At 71.7% G+C, this 18,233-nt stretch carries 14 protein-coding genes; 3 read left to right on the top strand and 11 right to left on the bottom strand.

Annotated features, from left to right (window positions below; all coding sequences use genetic code 11):
- Positions 1 to 796: 796 nt before the first annotated feature.
- The 3 genes from AB0B76_RS41440 to AB0B76_RS41430 form a co-directional block, all read right to left on the bottom strand.
- Positions 797 to 1,672 (bottom strand): DUF3152 domain-containing protein, encoded by an 876-nt coding sequence (locus tag AB0B76_RS41440; RefSeq protein ID WP_360386046.1) that lies wholly within the window; start codon positions 1,670 to 1,672, stop codon positions 797 to 799.
- Positions 1,673 to 1,854: 182 nt separating this feature from the next.
- A complete protein-coding gene (locus AB0B76_RS41435) occupies positions 1,855 to 3,927 on the bottom strand; it encodes a ThuA domain-containing protein (RefSeq protein ID WP_360386044.1) in 2,073 nt (690 codons plus the stop codon).
- Entirely contained in the window at positions 3,924 to 6,728 is a 2,805-nt protein-coding gene (locus tag AB0B76_RS41430; RefSeq protein ID WP_360386270.1) for a PQQ-dependent sugar dehydrogenase, read from the bottom strand. The genes AB0B76_RS41435 and AB0B76_RS41430 overlap by 4 nt, the downstream gene beginning before the upstream one ends.
- Positions 6,729 to 7,014: 286 nt before the next feature.
- Here AB0B76_RS41430 and AB0B76_RS41425 point away from each other — a divergent pair, with 286 nt between their 5' ends.
- Positions 7,015 to 7,665: a helix-turn-helix domain-containing protein gene (locus tag AB0B76_RS41425; protein ID WP_360386042.1), complete on the top strand. Its 651-nt coding sequence runs from the start codon at positions 7,015 to 7,017 to the stop codon at positions 7,663 to 7,665.
- Between the two features lie 209 nt (positions 7,666 to 7,874).
- Here AB0B76_RS41425 and hemB read toward each other — a convergent pair whose 3' ends face one another.
- The 5 genes from hemB to AB0B76_RS41400 are packed head-to-tail and all read right to left on the bottom strand — an operon-like array spanning position 7,875 to position 13,383.
- Complete coding sequence (gene hemB, locus AB0B76_RS41420) at positions 7,875 to 8,855, bottom strand: porphobilinogen synthase (RefSeq protein WP_360386040.1); 981 nt, start codon at positions 8,853 to 8,855, stop codon at positions 7,875 to 7,877.
- A 14-nt stretch (positions 8,856 to 8,869) separates the two neighbouring features.
- Positions 8,870 to 10,453, bottom strand: coding sequence for a uroporphyrinogen-III synthase (locus AB0B76_RS41415; protein WP_360386038.1), 1,584 nt, complete (start codon positions 10,451 to 10,453; stop codon positions 8,870 to 8,872).
- On the bottom strand, positions 10,437 to 11,366 hold the full coding sequence (gene hemC / locus AB0B76_RS41410) for a hydroxymethylbilane synthase (protein WP_360386036.1): 930 nt from the start codon (positions 11,364 to 11,366) through the stop codon (positions 10,437 to 10,439). Before hemC ends, AB0B76_RS41415 begins: the two co-directional genes overlap by 17 nt.
- A complete protein-coding gene (locus AB0B76_RS41405) occupies positions 11,363 to 12,649 on the bottom strand; it encodes a glutamyl-tRNA reductase (RefSeq protein WP_360386267.1) in 1,287 nt (428 codons plus the stop codon). Before AB0B76_RS41405 ends, hemC begins: the two co-directional genes overlap by 4 nt.
- An 8-nt stretch (positions 12,650 to 12,657) precedes the next feature.
- Entirely contained in the window at positions 12,658 to 13,383 is a 726-nt protein-coding gene (locus AB0B76_RS41400; RefSeq protein WP_360386034.1) for a redox-sensing transcriptional repressor Rex, read from the bottom strand.
- A gap of 395 nt (positions 13,384 to 13,778) precedes the next feature.
- Between AB0B76_RS41400 and AB0B76_RS41395 the strand changes: the two genes are divergently transcribed.
- Positions 13,779 to 15,080, top strand: a complete 1,302-nt coding sequence (locus AB0B76_RS41395; RefSeq protein ID WP_360386032.1) for a sensor domain-containing protein — start codon at positions 13,779 to 13,781, stop codon at positions 15,078 to 15,080.
- Between the two features lie 13 nt (positions 15,081 to 15,093).
- On the top strand, positions 15,094 to 15,738 hold the full coding sequence (locus AB0B76_RS41390; protein ID WP_360386030.1) for a response regulator transcription factor: 645 nt from the start codon (positions 15,094 to 15,096) through the stop codon (positions 15,736 to 15,738).
- Here the strand turns inward: AB0B76_RS41390 and AB0B76_RS41385 are convergent.
- The 3 genes from AB0B76_RS41385 to AB0B76_RS41375 are packed head-to-tail and all read right to left on the bottom strand — an operon-like array spanning position 15,727 to position 18,118.
- Positions 15,727 to 16,356 carry an HAD hydrolase-like protein gene (locus AB0B76_RS41385; RefSeq protein WP_360386028.1) on the bottom strand — a complete coding sequence of 210 codons (630 nt, stop codon included), beginning with the start codon at positions 16,354 to 16,356 and terminating at the stop codon, positions 15,727 to 15,729. The genes AB0B76_RS41390 and AB0B76_RS41385 overlap by 12 nt on opposite strands.
- Positions 16,353 to 16,601 (bottom strand): glutaredoxin family protein, encoded by a 249-nt coding sequence (locus AB0B76_RS41380; protein ID WP_360386026.1) that lies wholly within the window; start codon positions 16,599 to 16,601, stop codon positions 16,353 to 16,355. The genes AB0B76_RS41385 and AB0B76_RS41380 overlap by 4 nt, the downstream gene beginning before the upstream one ends.
- Entirely contained in the window at positions 16,598 to 18,118 is a 1,521-nt protein-coding gene (locus AB0B76_RS41375) for an AMP-binding protein (protein ID WP_360386024.1), read from the bottom strand. Before AB0B76_RS41375 ends, AB0B76_RS41380 begins: the two co-directional genes overlap by 4 nt.
- Positions 18,119 to 18,233 lie beyond the last annotated feature (115 nt).

Here is an 18,233-nt window from a genome sequence, read left to right as displayed (position 1 = left end):
GCGGCGGCCTTGGCGTTGCGGCGACCGCGGAGGCGCGGCCGACAGACGGGGGCGACCGCGGAGGCGAGGCTGCCACAACGGCCGTCGATCACGAAGACCCCGTTGACCACGGAAGGCCCCTCGATCGCGGAAGCCTGTCGGTCACGCAGGCGCGGTCGGCAAGCGCGGTCGGCCACGGAGGCGGGGCAACCGCGGACGCGCGGCCGACAGGCGGGGTGGCCACGAATCCGGCGGCGACCGCGAAGGCCCGTCGACCGCAGAAACCCGTCGACCGCGGAGACGTCCGTGAAGACAGACGGGGCGACAGACGGGGCGACAGACGGGGCGGCGGCAGCCCTGAAGCCGGCAGACCCGCAGACCGGCCGCAAGCAGGTGAGCCGTTGAGCTGTCATGCCGACTGCGAGCCCGGTAAGCCGGTAGGCCGCGGCCGGAATGGCGTGACCGTACCCCCCAAGACGAACCCGGCCGGAATGGCGTGACCGCGCGCGCCCGGGACGAACCCCGGCTGGAATGGCGTGACCGTGCCCCCGAGACGAACCCGGCCGGAGTGGCGTGTCCGCGCCCAAGGTCGAACCCCCGGCCGCCGGCGCGGCGGCAGGGGCTCCGCGACGTGCGTCGTTGGCCGGTTGGCCGAACCGCTAGGAGTGAAATCCGGAAGGACGACGAACCGCGCCCCTTGGCGAACGAGCGCACATCCCAGCCGTCGGGCCCGCTGTCTTTTCAAAACTCATTTTAGCCGACGCCAAAAAATCGCCCGAGTCGATCATGACGCTCCGTGAAAAGTCGTCACGCGACGTTAGCTCGCGGCCCATGGGCCCGTTACGAAGGTGCCGTCCGTGGTAAAGGGGTACGCGTTCGGTTTGCACCCGTTCAAGGCTATTGTCTGAGTCTGCATCACCGGGGCCACCTGGCCCGAGCCCGGGCACTTCATGTGGTCGAAGCCCAGGAAGTGGCCCATCTCGTGCAGAACCGTCATCGAGTGGAAGTCTATGCCCGCCGGGAAGCCCTCGATGCCCTTGAGCCAGCGTCGCAGGTTGAGCAGGATCGTCTTGCCGTACCGGCACGAGTAGATGCCCTGCGTCGTCACGCCCACCGATTTGCACAGTTTGTCCACCGTGCCCGGGGTGGCCAGCTTCAGCGTCACGTCGTAGTCGGCGCCGCTCACGCGCTGGAACTTCCAGCTCGCGTTGCTCAGCTTGTTCGGAGCGTAGGTGACCGGGTGGTCGGCCGACTTCGTCCAGCCTTCCGGCGACGACACGGCCCGGTCCACCTCGGCGGCGACCGAGTCCGTCGTCCAGACCGGGTTATTGCCCCACTTTATCCCATTTTCCAGCTCGACGCGGTACCTCACCAGCGTCGCCGCCCCCGCCGCGCCGATCACGTCGGTGCCGCCGGTCGAGACCGTGAACGTGCCGCTCGCGGTGCTGGGCACGCCGTCGTTGGTGTTGGCCTTGGCGCCACCGGTGTCGCCGCCCGGGTTGACCTTCTTCACCGTGGCCGAGGGCTTGGGCGCCGGCTTCGAGGGGGTCGGGGCCGCGGCCAGCTCGCCCACGCCCTCGAGCTGGCCGACCGGGAACGGGTCGGAGCTCGACGGGGCGTCGGCGGCGAGGTCCGGCGGCGGGGACGACTCCGCGTGGGTGCCGCAGCCCGCCAGAACGGACAGTAGCGCCACCGTCAGCCCGATATGTCTCGCCCGAGTCCCCAGCACTCGGCCGAGCCTAGGGGAAATCCGCAACCGATGGAGCCCCGCGATTGAATCCGTCACGGTAAGCAACGCAACGGCGGGGACTGTACGTCTACGTACAGTCCCCGCCGGAGAATGCGAAGAACACGCGAGGAACGCGCGAAGAAACGTCAGGCCGGCAGCGTCCACTTCTGCGCGTTCGAGCCGTTGCACGCGTACAGCTGCACGACCGTGCTGTCCGTGGACACCCCGCCGGCCACGTCCAGGCACTTGCCCGACTGCGGGTTGCGCAGCGAGCCGTCGGCCTGGGCCGCCCAGTTCTGTGCGCCGGAGCCGTTGCACGTCCACAGCTGAACGCGCGTGCCGTCCGCGGAGCCGCCCCCGGAGATGTCGAGGCACTTGTTCAGGGCCCGCAGCGTCTGACCCGACACCGTCCAGCTCTGCGCGCCCGAGCCGTTGCAGGTGTACAGCTGGATCTGCGTCCCGTCCGCCGTGGCCGCCCCGCGCACGTCGAGGCACTTCCCCGCCAGGCCCTTCACGGGCCCGGTCGGCGACCCGCCGCGAACGAACGTGAAGTCGTCCAGGTCGAAGAGCCCGGTGCCGGTGCCGGTGAACGTCAGGTACACGTTCGCGGAGCCCGCCGGTACGCCGGTCAACGGCGCGGTGACGTCGGCGTACGTGTCCCAGCTCCCGGTGTTCGGCACGTTCACGGTGCCCAGGATCGGGCCGGTGGTCGAGCCGGTGCGCACCTGGATCTGCCCGCCGGGGCCGCCGGAGACGACCCTCGCGCGCAACGACGTCGACCCGCCGATGTTGAGCCCGTTGTACGCCGCCCAGTCGCCCGGCTCGATGTACCCGAGCGTCTGGCCGTTGTGCGCGCCGGCCTTCGTGTACGGCTCGACCCCGGAGGCCGTTGTGAACAGTTCGGCCTGCTGGGCGGAGTCGCCGGAGGCGATCCTGATGTTCCGGAAGGACACCTGGTCGCCCGAGCCGTGGTTCTGGATGCCGATGTACCCGTCGAGGTTGCGCGCCGGATCGGTGTTCGTGAAATCGTTGATGAGCGAGCCGTTGAGGTACACCCGGATCCGCTGCCCCTCGACCGCGATCTCGTAGGTGTTCCACGCGCCGGGCGGGTTGAGCGCGGCGTCGCGGGCGGCGATGTTCGCGGACTGGAAGTTGTAGATCGCGCCGGTGGTGTGGTCGGGCGTGTCGGTGGCGTCGATCTGGATCTCGTACCCCTGGTTGATCGCGATGTTCGGGTCGTTGCCCGGGTTCGGGAACCCGACGTAGACGCCCGAGTTGCTGTCGCCGGTGATGCGGAAGTCGGCCTTGAGCGAGTACGACGTGCCGAACTGCTTGGCGGAGTACCAGTACAGCCCGAGGCCGCCGGTCGAGGACAGCGTGGCGTCGGCGTTGGTGAAGCTGCCCGGGCCGGCCTGGGACCAGCCGGTGGTGGAGCCGTTGTAGAGCGGCGTGTACCCGCTCTCGGGCCGGCAGTCGGCCTGGGCCCGCTTGGCCGCGTACCGGATGCCGCCGAGCAGTTCGCCCCGGAAGTTGGCGTCGGCGTACGACTCCTGGGTGTGTCCGAACCCGGTGTAGAACGAGCGCCCGGAGTCGATGGTCTTGCACCAGGTGATCGGGTGGTCGGCGCCCATGGTGCCGCCGGAGTACGACGACTCGTCGAGGGTGGCGAGCACCTTCGCGCTCGCCCGCGGGTTGGTCTGGTAGTTGTACAGCTCGTCGGTGCGCGTCCAGACCTGCGGCAGGTGCGATGTCGCCGGGTTCGCGCGGTCCTCGGTGCGCGAGTTGACCTGCTGGATCGCCGGGTGGCTGGCGAACCAGGCCCCGACCAGGGTTCCGTAGAAGGGCCAGCTGTACTCGGTGTCGGCGGCCGCGTGCACGCCGACGTACCCGCCGCCGCCGCGGATGTACGACTCGAACGCCGTCTGCTGCGCGTCGTTGAGCACATCGCCGGTGGTGGACATGAACACGATGGCCTCGTACTGCGCGAGGTTGGCCGCGGTGAACGCCGCGGCGTCCTCGGTGGCGGTCACGGTGAAGTTGTTCGCCGCGCCCAGGTCGCGCACGGCCTGGATGCCGGCCGGGATGGCGTCGTGGCGGAAGCCCGCGGTCTTGGAGAAGACCAGGACGTCGTAGGGCGCGTCGGCGGCCAGGCTGGGCGTCGCCGGAACACAGGCCGCCGCGGTCACGGCGACGATCAGGGCGAGAGCGCGGAACTTCATGGCAGTGTCCACTTCTGTGCGGTCGTACCGTTACAGGTGTACAGCTGCACGACGGTGCTGTCGGCGGTGTTCGCGCCGGCCACGTCGAGGCACTTGCCCGACGCCGGGTTCTTCAGCGATCCGTCGGCCTGGGCCGCCCAGTTCTGGGCGCCGGTGCCGTTGCACGTCCACAGCTGCACCTTGGTGCCGTCCGCGGTCGCGCCGCCCGAGATGTCCAGGCACTTGCCGAACACCTTGAGCTGCTGGCCGGCGACGACGACCACCTGGGCGCCGGTGCCGTTGCAGGTGTAGATCTGCATCTGGGTGCCGTCGGCGCTGCCGGCCCCGCGGGCGTCGAGGCACTTGCCCGCGAGCCCCTTCACCGGGCCGACGCCGTTGCCGGTCGCGGCGGTGGTGAACGTGAAGCTGTCGAGGTCGAAGAGCGCGGCGGTGGTACTGCCGGAGAAGGTCAGGTACAGCGACGTCGTCCCGGCGGGTGCGTTGGTGATCGGGCCCCCGACCGTCGTGAACGTCTCCCACGAGCCGGTCACCGGCACCGTCGCCGAGCCGATCACCGTGCCGGTGGGCGAGCCGGTGCGCAGCTGCAGCGTGCCGCCCGCGCCGCCGGAGGAGACCCGCGCGGAGAACGCGGTGGCGTTGTTGAGCTTGTACGGGTCGAACCCGATCCAGTCACCGTTGTTGATGTTGCCGACGGTCTTACCTCCCTCGGCCGTCGGCTTGGTGATCTGGTCGACGCCGAGGAAGGACTTGAAGAACTCGCCCTGGCGGTAGCGGGGCGCCATGATGCTCTGCGCGTGGACGGTGAGCCCGCCCATGTCCGTGTACTGCGCGTCGAAGATCGGGAAGATGTTCGACGCCGAGTCGTGTTCCCCGTCGACCGGGATGGTGATCGTGCCCGCGCAGCCGGTCTGCGACGTGATCTGGTGTGCGTGCTGGTCGTGGCCGAGCACGTAGGTCATCGTCACCTTGCTGCAGTCGATGGCCCCGTCCTCGGGGTCGGTGACCGTGACGCTCCACGGCACCGTGTCGCCGAAGGACACCAGTTGGCCGGGCTTCGGGCCGTTGATGGTGACCGTCGGCGCGGTGTTGCCGACGCTGATGAGGACGTTGGCGGTGCCGATCGCGCCCTGCGGGTCCTTGGCGGTGAGGGTCACCGAATAAGTGCCGTTGGCGGTGTACGTGTGCGACGGGTTCGCCGCCGTGGAGGTACCACCGTCGCCGAACGTCCACGAGTAGGTAAGCGCGCCGCCCTCGGGGTCGGTGGAGCCCGCGGAGGAGAAGGTGACGGCGAGCGGGGCCGAGCCGGAGGTGACGTTCGAGCTCGCGACGGCGGTCGGGGCGCGGTTGCCGCCGGCGCCGACGTAGTCGTAGCGGTACAGGGCCGAGTTCTGGTCGCCGTTGAAGTACCCGGTGCCGTAGTCCAGGACGTACAGGGCGCCGTCGGGGCCGAACTGCATGTCCATGACCTGCTTGCCGTTCCACGGGAAGTTGTCGATCGCGCCGGGTGAGCCGTCGGCGTTGACCTTGATCGGCTTGATCCAGCCGCGGCCGAACTCTCCGGCGAAGAACAGCCCATCGAGGGACTGCGGGAACTTCGTGGTCGAGGGGTTGGCGGCGTCGTAGTGGTACACCGGACCGCCCATCGGCGACTCCGAACCGCTGCCGAACTCGGGCGGGCTGCCCGCGTCGCCGCCGTAACGGATCCACGCCGGTTTGGCGGCGGGCAGGGTACCCAGGCCGGTGTTGCGGAAGGAGTTGTTCGTCGCGCCGGCCGCGCAGTTGAACTTGGGGCCGGTGGCATTGGTCGCGAAGTTCCACTCGTTGTACGTCTCGGTGCTGGTGTTCGTGCCGGTGCAGTACGGCCAGCCGTAGTTGCCGGGAGCGGTGATCCGGTCGAACTCCACCTGCCCGGACGGGCCGCGGTTGGGGTCGGTGGCGCCGGCGTCGGGGCCGTAGTCGCCGACGTAGACGACGCCGGTGGCCTTGTCGACGGTCATGCGGTACGGGTTGCGGAAGCCCATGGCGTAGATCTCGGGCCGCGTGTTCGCGGTGCCGGCGGCGAAGAGGTTGCCGCTCGGGATCGAGTACGAGCCGTTCGCGTTGACCTTGATGCGCAGGATCTTGCCGCGCAGGTCGTTGGTGTTGCCGGCCGAGCGCTGGGCGTCGTAGGCGGGGTTGCGGTCGGTGCGCTCGTCGAGCGGGGCGTACCCGGCCGAGTCGAACGGGTTGGAGTCGTCGCCGGTGGACAGGTACAGGTTGCCCGCGGCGTCGAAGTCGATGTCGCCGCCGACGTGGCAGCAGATGCCCCGGTTGGCCGGTACGTCGAGGACGTTGACCTGGCTGGCCGTGTTGACGGTGTAGTCGGCGTTGAGCGTGAAGCGCGACAGCCGGTTGACGCCGGTCCAGGTCGCCCAGGTGGCGTCGGTACCGGTGGCGGGCGCGTCGCCGGTGGGCGTGGACAGCGGCGGGGCGTAGTACAGGTAGATGTAGCGGTTGCTCGCGAAGTTCGGGTCCGCGGCGACGCCCTGCAGCCCCTCCTCGTCGTGCGTGTACACCGGGATGTTCGCGATGACGGTGGTGTTGCCGCTGGAGTCGGTGCGCCGCAGCGTGCCGTTGCGCGCGGTGTGCAGTACGGACCGGTCGGGCAGCACGGAGATGGCCAGCGGCTCGCCGACCTCGGGCTCGCCCTTGGCGAGGGTCACCTGCTGGAAGTCGGCCGCGTTGATGGCCGCTTGTGCGGGCGTGGCGGGCCCGGCGGCGAGCGTGAAGGCGGTCGCGGTGAGGCTGGAAACGACGAGGATCAGCGCGGCTGCTATCGGCCGCCATCGATGCCCGGAGGGTTGCTGGTTCACGGTGTCCCTTCCTGACGTGGTGATGTGCCAGGCAGGGCGCGCGCCGCCGCGCCGGATGCCGGAGTCGACCCCGCGGCGTTCGCCGCATCCGGTGCCGATCCGGATACATTGATGAAACGCGCTGGTGTCGTGGAGGACACACTAGGGTCTTTAGCTACGGCTGTCCATACTTTGCATCGTCGATGCGCTAACTTTTGCTGAACCGGTAAAAAGATCCTGCCCATATGCTGTAGCCATGGGGGCTCAGGGGGCACTGCGCAGAGACGCCGAGCAGAACCGCCGGCAGCTGGTGGAGACCGCCAAGGTGGTGTTCGCCGAGCGCGGCCTGGAGGCACCGCTCGACGAGATCGCCCGCCGGGCCAAGGTCGGCAACGCCACCCTCTACCGCCGCTTCCCCAGCCGCGGCCACCTCGTCGCCGCGGTGTTCGGCGACGCGCTGCAGGAGGTGGTCGACGCCACCGAGCGGGCGCTCGCGGTCGAGGACCCGTGGGCCGCGTTCGCCGAGCACCTGACGTTCCTGTGCGAGGTACAGGCGGGCAACCGCGCGTTCGCGGACCTGCTCATCGCGACCGTTTCGGGGGTGCCGGAGCTGGAGAGCCTGCGCGGGCGCGCCTTCCGCGGGCTGACCGCGCTGGTCGACCGGGCCCGGGCGGCGGGGGTGCTGCGGCCCGACTTCCAGCACGAGGACGTCGTGCCGATGCTCATGGCGAACGCGGGCCTGGTGGAGCGGACCGTGGAGAGCGCCCCGACCGCCTGGCGGCGCCAGCTTGGCTACACCCTCGCGGGCCTGCGCGCCACGGCGGAGGCGCTGGAGGTACCCCCGGACCGCCTCGGCATCCAGCGCGCGATGCACGCCCTGGCCGAACGCAACGGGCTGGGCGGCTAACAACTTTCGCGCCAGGCGTCCAGGTCGAGTCGGCCAGGGTCAGCGCGTCGGAGTTGCGGCCCTGCACGGGTCAGCTCGTGCACCTGCAGGGCCAGCTCGTGGAACGGCCCGTACACGCGCACGGGGGCGGGCAGCCCTGTCATCGCCATGTGGTGCCCCCGTCCGGTCACGGCCGGAACGTCGGCAGGCGGCCGGACCGGATGAGGGATTCAGATGCGGCGCAGCAGGCGAGCCGCGTCACTCGCCCAATACGTCAGGATCAGCTGGGCGCCCGCACGGCGGATCGAGGTGAGCGTCTCGAGGATGACCCGCTCGCGGTCGAGCCAGCCGTTGGCGACCGCGGCCTCGACCATCGCGTACTCGCCGGAGACCTGGTAGGCCGCGACGGGCACGTCCACCATCTCGGCGACCCGGGTGAGCACGTCGAGGTACGGCAGCGCGGGCTTGACCATGACCATGTCCGCGCCCTCCTCGACGTCGAGGGCGACCTCGCGCAGGGCCTCGCGCAGGTTGGCGGGGTCCTGCTGGTAGCTCATGCGGTCGCCGACGAGGGCGGACTCGACCGCCTCGCGGAACGGGCCGAAGAAGGCGCTGGCGTACTTCACCGCGTAGGCCAGCAGCGACACGTCGATGTACCCGGCCCGGTCCAGGGCGCGGCGGACCACGCCGACCTGGCCGTCCATCATCCCGGACGGGCCCAGCACGTGCGCGCCGGCCTCGGCCTGGGCCAGGGCCATCAGCTCGTACTGCCGCAGCGTGGCGTCGTTGTCGACGGAGCCGTCGGCGGCCAGCACGCCGCAGTGCCCGTGCGAGGTGAACTCGTCCAGGCACAGGTCGGACATGACCACGGTGGCGTCGCCGACCTCGGAGATCACGTCGCGGATGGCGACGTTGAGGATCCCGTCGGGGTCGATGCCCCCGGAGCCGGTCTCGTCACGCGTCTGCGGCACCCCGAAGAGCATCAGGCCGCCGACGCCCTCGGCGACCGCCTTGGCCGCGGCCTTGCGCAGCGACTCGCGGGAGTGCTGCACCACGCCGGGCAGGGAGCTGATCGGCCGCGGCTCGGCCAGCCCCTCCTTGACGAACATCGGCAGGATCAGGTTGGACGGCTGCACGTGTGTCTCGGCGACGAGCCGGCGCATCGCTGGGGTGCGACGCAACCGGCGCGGCCGGATCTCCGGGAAACCCACGGGACTGACCCCCTCTAGCGGAACCTCAGGGCGGTCGGGCCCTGGACCTTCGAGCCACGACGCTGCTTGGCGGGCATCGCGGCGAGCTTCTCCCGCAGTTCCACAGCGTAGCCCGCCAGCGCCTCGACGAGGTCGGGCACGGAGGCGTGCGGCGGCTGGACATCGACGCGCAGACCGAACTCGACGGCGGTATCCGCCGTCTTCGGGCCGATGACGGCCACCACGGTGCGGGCGTGCGGCTTGCCGGCGATGCCGACCAGATTGCGCACGGTGGAAGAAGAGGTGAAGAGCACCGCGTCGAAGCCACCGGACTTGATCGCGTCGCGGATGTCGGCCGGCGGCGGGGCGGCGCGGACCGTGCGGTACGCGGTGACGTCGTCGACCTCCCACCCGAGCTCGGTGAGCCCGGCGGCGAGCGTCTCGGTCGAGATGTCGGCCCGCGGCAGCAGTACCCGCCCGACCGGGTCGAGCACCTCGTCGTGCGGCGAGAACTCGGCCAGCAGGCCCTCGGAGGACTGCTCGCCGGTCGGCACCAGCTCGGGCACGATGCCGAAGCCGCGCACGGCCTCGGCGGTGGCCTCGCCGATGCAGGCGACCTTGACGCCGCCGAAGTGGCGGGCGTCCAGGCCGTGCTCGGCGAACTTCTCCCACACCGCGCGCACGGCGTTGACGGAGGTGAAGACGGTCCAGGCGTACCGGCCGTCGACCAGGCCCTTGATCGCGCGCTCCATCTGCGCCGGGGTGCGCGGCGGCTCGACGGCGATCGTCGGCACCTCGCACGGGATGGCGCCGTAGGCGCGCAGGCGCTCGCTCATCGCGCCGGCCTGCTCCTTGGTGCGCGGGACGAGGACCTTCCAGCCGTACAGCGGGCGGTTCTCCCACCAGCCGAGCTTCTCGCGCTGGGCGACCCCGGAGCCGAGGCACAGCACCACGCGGCCGGCGAAGCCGAGCGCGGCGGCGACCATGCTGTCGACGCTGGAGGCGGAGCTGTACTGCGTCTCGCCCGTGCCGTCGCCGGTGATCGAGACCGGCGTGGCCGGGTCGACCCCGGCGGCCAGCAGCCCGTCGCGCACGGCGGCGAGGTCGCCCGCGTCGACGGCGAGGGCGGAGGAGCCGCGGGCCACGGCGGTGGCGACGGACTCGAAGTCGACCGACTGCACGTCGTCGACGTCGGCGGTCACGCGCACCCCGGGCAGCGGCACGCCCGCGTAGGTGGCGACGCCGGCGGCCTGGCCGATGCCGGGCACGACCTCGAACGGCACCGCGGTGCGGGCGACCGCCTGCACCTCCTTGAGCACGGTCTCGTGGGCCAGCGGGTCGCCGCCGACGAGGTGGATCGCGCGCAGCCCGGAGCGGGCCGCGGACAGCAGCACCTTGGCGACGTCGCCGGGGGCGCCCTCGGCCGGGCTGAACTGGCACTCCGGGTCGGCCTCGGCGCGAATCGCGGCGAGCAGCGGCTCCGGGACATTACGGTCGTGGACGACGTGGTCGGCGGACACCAGCGCCTCATGGGCGCGGCGCGTCAGCAGGCCGGGGTCGCCGGGGCCGGCCCCGACGAAGGCGATCCGGCCGGTGCTGCCCTTACGGGTGCGGGTCATGCTGCACTCCCAGTGCGTTGTCGGCGCCTTCTTCGCGCAGGTCGCGGGCCAAGGCTCGGCCCACCTCCGCGGCGTCGGCGAGCGTTCCGGTGCGCGAGAGCCGGAGGGCGAAGCCGCCGTCCGGGCTGAACACCGCACCGCGCAGATAAATCTCCGGCCCCTCGTCGCCCTCGGCGACCTCGGCCAGTGCCGCGATCGGGGCGGAGCAGCCCGCCTCGAGCTCGGCCAGCAGCGCCCGCTCGGCGGTGACCGCCGCGCGGGTGTACTCGTCGTCGAGCGCGGCGAGGACCTCGCGCAGCTCGACATCGTCTTCACGGCACTCGACCGCCAGTGCGCCCTGCGCGGGGGCGGGCAGCATCAGCAGCGGGTCGAGCAACTCGGTGGCCTCGCCGGCGCGACCGAGCCGGGCCAGCCCGGCGGTGGCCAGGACGATGGCGTCGAACTCGCCCTCGGCGAGCTTGCGCAGGCGCGTGTCGATGTTCCCCCGCAGCGGTACCGCATGCAGCCGCCGCCCCAGCACGTTGATCTGGGCGATCCGGCGCAACGCCCCGGTGCCGATCTTCGCGTCGTCGGGCAGCTCGTTGAGCGTGAGCCCGCCGCGGGCGACCAGCGCGTCGCGCGGGTCCTGCCGCGCCGGGATCGCGGCCACGACCAGGCCCTCGGCCTTCGCGGTCGGCAGGTCCTTGTAGGAGTGGACGGCGAAGTCGATCTCCTTGTTCAGCAGCGCGTCGCGCAGGGCGGAGACGAACACGCCCACGCCGAGCTGCTGGATGGGGGCGCTGGACCGGTCGCCGGGCGTGACGATCTCGACCAGTTCCACGTCACGGCCGGTGCGCTCGCGCACGGCGTCCGCCACGGTGTTCGACTGGGCCATGGCCAGCGCGCTGCCCCGGGTGCCGAGCCTCAACGTCACGGGTGCACCTCGGAAGCCTCGGCCGGGTTGATCTCGGCGGTGGGAATCTGCAGATCGAACAGCTCGCGCAGCGCCTGAGCATAAGCCTCGCCGCCGGGCGCCGACGCCAGTTGCCGGACACGGACGGTCGGCTGGTGGAGCAGGCGCTGGACGATCCGGTGGATGCTGTGCGACACCTCGGCCCGCGCCGCGTCCCCGAGCTCGGGGCAGCGCTGGGCGAGCCGGCGCAGCTCGGCCTCGACGACCTCGTCGGCCCGGGCCCGCAGCGCGGCCACCGTCGGGGCCACGTCGGCGCCGCGCAGCCAGGTGAGGAACGCCTCGACCTCGGCCGCGACGATCTCCTCGCCGGCCCGCTCCTCCGCCTCGGAGGTGGTGGACAGCGACTCGGCGAGCAGCTCGATGTCGACGACGGTGATGCCGGGCAGGTCGTGCGCGGCCGGGGCGACATCGCGCGGCAGCGCGAGGTCGAGCACCAGCAGCTCGTGGCCGGCTCCGGCGAGCAAGGGCGCGTCGAGGACGGGGCCTGGCGACGCGGTGGCGCTCACCACGACGTCGACCCGCTCGAGCAGCGACGGCAGCTCGGCGAAGGGAACCGCCTCGGCCCCGTGCAGCTCGGCGAGGCGCTCGGCGCGGGCGTGGCCGCGGTTGGTCACGTACAGCGGCGAGGCGCCGGCCCGGCGCAGGGTCGCCAGCGACAGCGCGCCCATGGACCCGGCCCCGATGACGAGCGCGGGGCGGCCCTCGACGGGCGCGGTGGCGCCCTGGCCGTAGGCGAGCGCGGCGCTGACCACGCTCTGCCCGGCGCGGTCGATCTCGGTCTCGGCGTGCACCCGCTTGCCGACCCGCAGGGCCTGCTGGAGCAGTTCGTGCAGGAGGCGCCCGGCCGTGCCCTGATCGCCGGCGGTGCCGTAGGCGTCGCGGAGCTGGCCGAGGATCTGGGCCTCGCCGACGACCATCGAGTCGAGGCCGGCGGCGATGCGGAACGCGTGCCGGACGGCGTCGGCCTCGTAGTGCACGTACAGCTGCGGGGCCAGCTCGCCCATGGGCAGGCCGGCGCGGGCGGCCAGCACCCCGCCGATGTCGGCGAGGCCGCCGTGGAACGCGGTGACGGCGGCGTAGATCTCGACCCGGTTGCACGTGGACAGGACGACGGCCTCGTCGACGTACGGCAGCCCGACCAGCTCGGCGAGCACGGCCGGCAGCTCGCCGGCGCCCAGCGTGAGCTTCTCCAGCAGCGGTACGCCCGCGGTGTGGTGCGACACCCCCACGACCAGCAGGTTCACATTTCCGGTCACGACGCCACCTCTGCCTCGCCCCGCCCGGTCTTCGGCACCGGCGCCGGCAGAGCGGTGAGGGCCGACTTGCGGTGCTCGTGGAAGGACAGGATCTGCAACTCGATTGCCAGATCGACCTTACGCACGTCGACGCCCTCGGGAACGTTCAAGACGCAGGGCGCGAAGTTCAGGACGCTCCTCACACCGGCCGCCACCAGGCGATCGGCGACGTGCTGGGCGGCGTGGGCGGGCGTGGCGATGACCGCGATCGAGATTTGCTCCTGCAGCACGATCTCGGGCAGCTGGTCGATGTGGCGCACGACGAGGCCGTTGATCTGCTCGCCGACGCGGCCGTGGTCGGCGTCGAAGAGGGCGGCGATGCGGAATCCGCGGCTGCCGAAGCCCGCGTAGCCCGCGAGGGCGTGACCGAGATTACCCACGCCGACGAGCGCGACGCCGCGGCGATGGGTCAGCCCGAGCACCTGCTCGATCTGGTCGATGAGCAGGGTCACGTCGTAGCCGACCCCGCGGGTGCCGGTGCGGCCCAGGTGGGACAGGTCCTTGCGGAGCTTGGCGGAGTTGACCCCCGCGGCCGCGGCCAGACCCTCCGAGGAAACCGTGTCGTGCCCTTCCTCCGAGAGGTGGTGCAGGGCGCGCAGGTACTCCGGAAGCCTGGCGACGGTGGCCTCCGGAAGGTCCGGAAAGTCCGGTCCGTCCGTGGGGCCGGTGCGCTGCTGGCTCATGAGTCTCCGAGACGACGACGACGGTGTACGAGGCCGCTCGCAAGGGCGGTTACCGCCTGTGCTAGCGGGATTCGTCGTGGCAACAGAGTAGGCGCTTGTGAAGCCGTGCACAAATCGCGATCTTGAAGAGGCGGCGCCCACCACGTAGAGGTCAGCGCCCGCCCGTGCGGATCGCGCACGCGAGAAAAGCCCCCGCGGCACGTGGTGCCCCCTTTCTCCGACGCGGTCGGCAGCGGGCGGGCGCTGTCGCAAGTATCCGCACAATTTGGACAATTGCCGCACCCAACACGCCTTATGTAGCGAGACTACACGTTTTTTCAGTAGGGCTGCCCCTACCATCAAGTGGCTGGACGGCGGGATGGGAGGCGGGGGTCGCGATGCCTAGCGTCGATGACATGACGACGACCATCACCCCGCTCGGCCCGGGCCGCGTTTCCCGCATCTTCCGCCAGCTGGGCATCGACACGCAGTACGTGCTGCTCGGCTTCCCCCTGTCGATCATCACCATCGTGCTGTGCCTGACGGGGTTCTCCCTCGGGGTCGGGCTGATGGTCCTCACGGTCGGCTTCCCGATCCTGTTCGCCACCGCGTTCCAGGCGCGCGGCTTCGCCACCCTGGAGCGCGCCCGGATCGGCCCGGTGCTGCACACCCACCTGCCGCACCCGTACTACAAGAAGGCCGGGCCGGGCGCCGGCTTCTGGCGGCGCACCTTCGTCCCGCTCACCGACGGCCAGTCGTGGCTCGACCTGCTGCACGGCGTCGTCCGCTTCATCCCCAGCACGTTCGCCTTCGTGTTCGTGGTGACCTGGTGGGCCGGCGCGCTGGGCGGCCTGACCACGGTGCTGTGGGACTGGTCGATCCCGCGCGGGCCGGACAACACCGACCTGCCGGAACTGCTCGGCCTCGGCAGCGGCACCGGGCTGCGCGTGCTCTTCTACACCGGCCTCGGCCTGGTTTTCACCCTCACCCTGGTGCCCGTCGTGCGCGGGGTGGCCCTGCTAGAGGCGCTGTTCGCCCGCGCCCTGCTCAGCGGCGTCAACGAGCTGCGCGAGCGGGTCTACCAGGCCGAGCTCGGCCGGGACCGGGCCCGCGCCCAGACCACCGCCGCGGTCTCGGCCGAGGCGACCGCCCTGCGCCGGCTCGAGCGCGACATCCACGACGGCCCCCAGCAGCGGCTGGTCCGTCTGGCCATGGACCTCGGCCGGGCCGACCTGCAGTTCGACAACGACCCGGCGGCCGCCCGCGCCACCGTGGCCGAGGCCCTCGCGCAGACCCGCGAGACCCTGGAGGAGCTGCGCGCGCTGTCCCGCGGGATCGCCCCGCCGATCCTGGTCGACCGTGGGCTGCACGCCGCGCTGACCGCCCTGGCCGCCCGGTCGATCATCCCGGTCGACCTGGAGCTGCCGGAGGTCGGGCGGCTGGCCACCCATGTCGAGACGACCGCCTACTTCGTCGTCGCCGAGGCCCTCACCAACGTGGCCAAGCACTCCCACGCCAACGAGGTGAAGGTCACGTTGCAGCGCTCGGCCTACGGGATGCTCGTCACGATCGAGGACGACGGCGTGGGCGGCGCGAGCCTGGCCAAGGGGCACGGGCTGAGCGGGCTGGCCGATCGCGTGCGGGCCGCGGGCGGGGAGCTGACCGTGACCAGCCCGCTGGACGCCGGCACGAAACTCGTGGCAATCCTCCCGGTGTAACTACTATCACCGCGTGCGAGTAGTCGTTGCGGATGATGCGGTACTGCTGCGCGAGGGCCTGGTGCGCCTGCTCACCGAGAGCGGCCACCAGGTCCTCGCCGCTGTCGGGGACGGCCCCAGCCTGGTCGAGGCGGTCGTCGAACACCGGCCCGACGTGGCGATCGTCGACGTGCGGATGCCGCCGTCACACACCGACGAAGGGCTGCGCGCCGCGGTCGAGGCCCGGGCCCGGGTACCGAAGACGCCGATCCTCGTCCTGTCGCAGTACGTCGAGGTCTCCTACGCCGACGACCTGCTCGCGGACCGGGCCGGCGCGGTCGGGTACCTGCTCAAGGACCGCGTCTCCGAGGTCGCCGAGTTCCTCGACGCCATGCAGCGCGTCGCGGCCGGCGCGACCGTCCTCGACCCCGAGGTCGTCGGCCAGCTACTGGTCCGCCGCCGGCGCGACGACCCGCTGCGCAGCCTCACCCCGCGGGAGCGCGAGGTGCTGGGCCTGATGGCCGAGGGGCGCTCGAACACCGCGATCGCCCGCAAGCTCGTCGTCACCGACGGCGCGGTCGAGAAGCACGTCAAGAACATCTTCACCAAGCTGGACCTGCCCCCGGACGACGAGCAGCACCGCCGGGTGCTGGCCGTCCTGACCTACCTACAGGGCTAGGTCGACGGCCTCCAGCAGCGAGTACGCCACCGGCAGCCCGGTCGCCTCGAGCAGCCCGGAATCGGTGAAGCCGCCCGCGTAGAGCACCGCCGAGGCGCCCACCGCGCGCGCCGCGTCGCCGTCGTCCACCGAGTCGCCGATCAGCACCACGTTCGCGGGGTCCAGCTCCAGCGCCTTGAGGTGCCGCTCCAGGAAGGTGGCCTTGCGGTGGCCGCCGACGGTCCCCGGCAGCCCGTCGACGCGCACCAGGCGCGCGCTCAGCCCGTGCCGCTCGACCTCGACCAGCAGCTCGTCGTGGAAGAACATCGACAGCAGGGACTGGGTGCCGGGCCACTTGCCCATGGCCGCCAGCGCGTCGGGGGCGAGCTGCACCTCGTCGATCCGGTCCCGGTACGCGTCGTGGAACGCGTCGTCGAGCAGCTGGAACTCCACCTCGTCGACCGGGCGTGCGAGCACGTGCGCGTAGTAGTCCAGGATCGGCCGGCGGAAGTCGCGGCGGTGGTCCTCCGCGGTGATCACCGGGCCTCCGACGGTGGCCAGGCACACATTCGTGGCGTCGACGACGAGCTTGAGGTCGTCGAGGAGGGTTCCGTTCCAGTCCCAAACCAGGTGCTTCACCCGGGTGAGGATAGCGCCAGATCGCGGAGCAGCCGCTCCTCCTCGACCCGCCAGTAACCGTGCTCCTTGCCGTCGAGGAGCAGGACGGGAATGCGGAAGCCGTACTCCTCCTCCAGCGCGTCCTCACCCTCGATGTTCACCTCGGTGAACCTCTCGCCGGTGGCGGCCTCGACCCGGGCCAGCGCCGCCTTGGCGTCCTCGCAGAGATGGCAGCCCGGGCGGGTGTACAGCGTCAGCCTGGTCATCGCAGCTCCCCCTTGCGCACCTTGCCGGTGGCCGAGTGCGGCAGCTCCGCGACGAACTCGACCGCGGTCGGGCACTTGAAGCGGGCCAGGTTGCGCTCGCAGTGCGCGATCAGCTCCTCGGCGGTGACCTGCGAGCCGGGGACGCGCACCACGAGGGCCTTGACGGTCCGGCCGGTGTACGGGTGCGGCACCCCGAGCACCGCGGCCTCCACCACGGACTCGTGCGCGGCCAGGACGGACTCGACCTCGTGCGGGTACACGTTGAAGCCACTGACGAGGATCAGCTCCCCGAGCCGGTCCACGATGAACAGGTCGCCGTCCTCGTCCGCGTAGGCCACGTCGCCGGTCGCCCACCAGCCGTCCGCGCTGGGGCCGCCGACGCCGTCGGGCCAGTACCCCCGGAACAGGTTGGACCCGCGCGCCACGATCTCGCCGGGGTCGCTGCTGCCGTCCTCGTCGTCGTCCAGCACGTCCTCCCCGGCCGCGTCGACCAGCCGCACCTCCACCCCCGGGATCGGCCGCCCGATGGCGCCCGGCTTGACCGAGGGGCTCGCGAGCGTGCTGGTGAGCACCGGCGCCGCCTCGGTGAGGCCATATCCCTGGTGTACCGGGCGCCCGGTCGCCTCCGCGAAGCGCCGCTCGGCCGCCGGGTCCAGCGGCGAGGCCCCGCACACCGCGAGCCGCACCCCGGACCAGGCTCGGGCGAGCCGCTCGCCCATGAGCGACCACGCGATGAACATCGGCGGTACCCCGACCACCCCGGTCACGCCGTGGCGCTCGATCGCCTCCAGCGAGTCGGCCGGGTCGAAGCGCTCGACGAGCACGCCGCAGGCGCCGTGGAAGGCGACCGCGCCGAGGCCGGAGTTGAGGCCGTACGCGTGGAACAGCGGAACGGCGAGCAGCAGCACGTCGTCGGGGGTCACCGGGGCCGGCTCCAGGCGCGCGAGCTGCTCGTGGTTGGCCAGCAGGGCGCGGTGCGGCAGCATGGCGCCCTTGGGCGCGCCGGCGGTGCCGGAAGTGTAGAGCAGCACGGCCAGGTCCTCGCCGCCGGCCGCGGGCGCCTGAGTGATCCCGGCGGGGGCACTGAGTAACCCGGCGAGGTTCTTGCCGAGCTGGTACCGCACCGCCGGCGCCGCCTCCCCGAGCGCCTCCAGCACCGGCCCGGTGGCGACCAGCACGGCCGCGCCGGAGTCGGACAGCACGTGGGTGAGCTCGCGCGCGGTATAGGCGGGGTTGACGGGCACGGCGACCAGGCCGGCGCGCAGCACCCCGAAGAACACGGCGGCGAACTCGGGCACGTTGGGCAGCGCGATGGCGACGCGGGCGGGGCCGCGCTCGTCGGCCGGTATCCCCCGGCCCAGCAGGCCGGCGGCGACGGCGTCCACCTGGCGGTCGAGGTCGGCCCAGGTCAACTCGGCATCGTGCGAGCGCAGGGCCGGGCGGTCGCCGCCGGTGGCGGCGGCGCGCCGGACGACATCCGAGAAGTTGCCGGCAGCTGAAATCGAAACTTCCTGCACGGTCGCCGAGTCTTGCACAGCGCCCCGCGCGGCATCGAGACCCACGGGTGATGACGGGGCATCTGGAAGTTCACCCGTCACCAATCACCCTCTTTCATGCCATCGTGCCTGCGGC

It is taken from the genome of Dactylosporangium sp. NPDC049140 (assembly GCF_040648435.1).
Note: the sequence above shows the minus strand (reverse complement) of the source record. Positions and strands in the feature narration are given on the sequence as shown.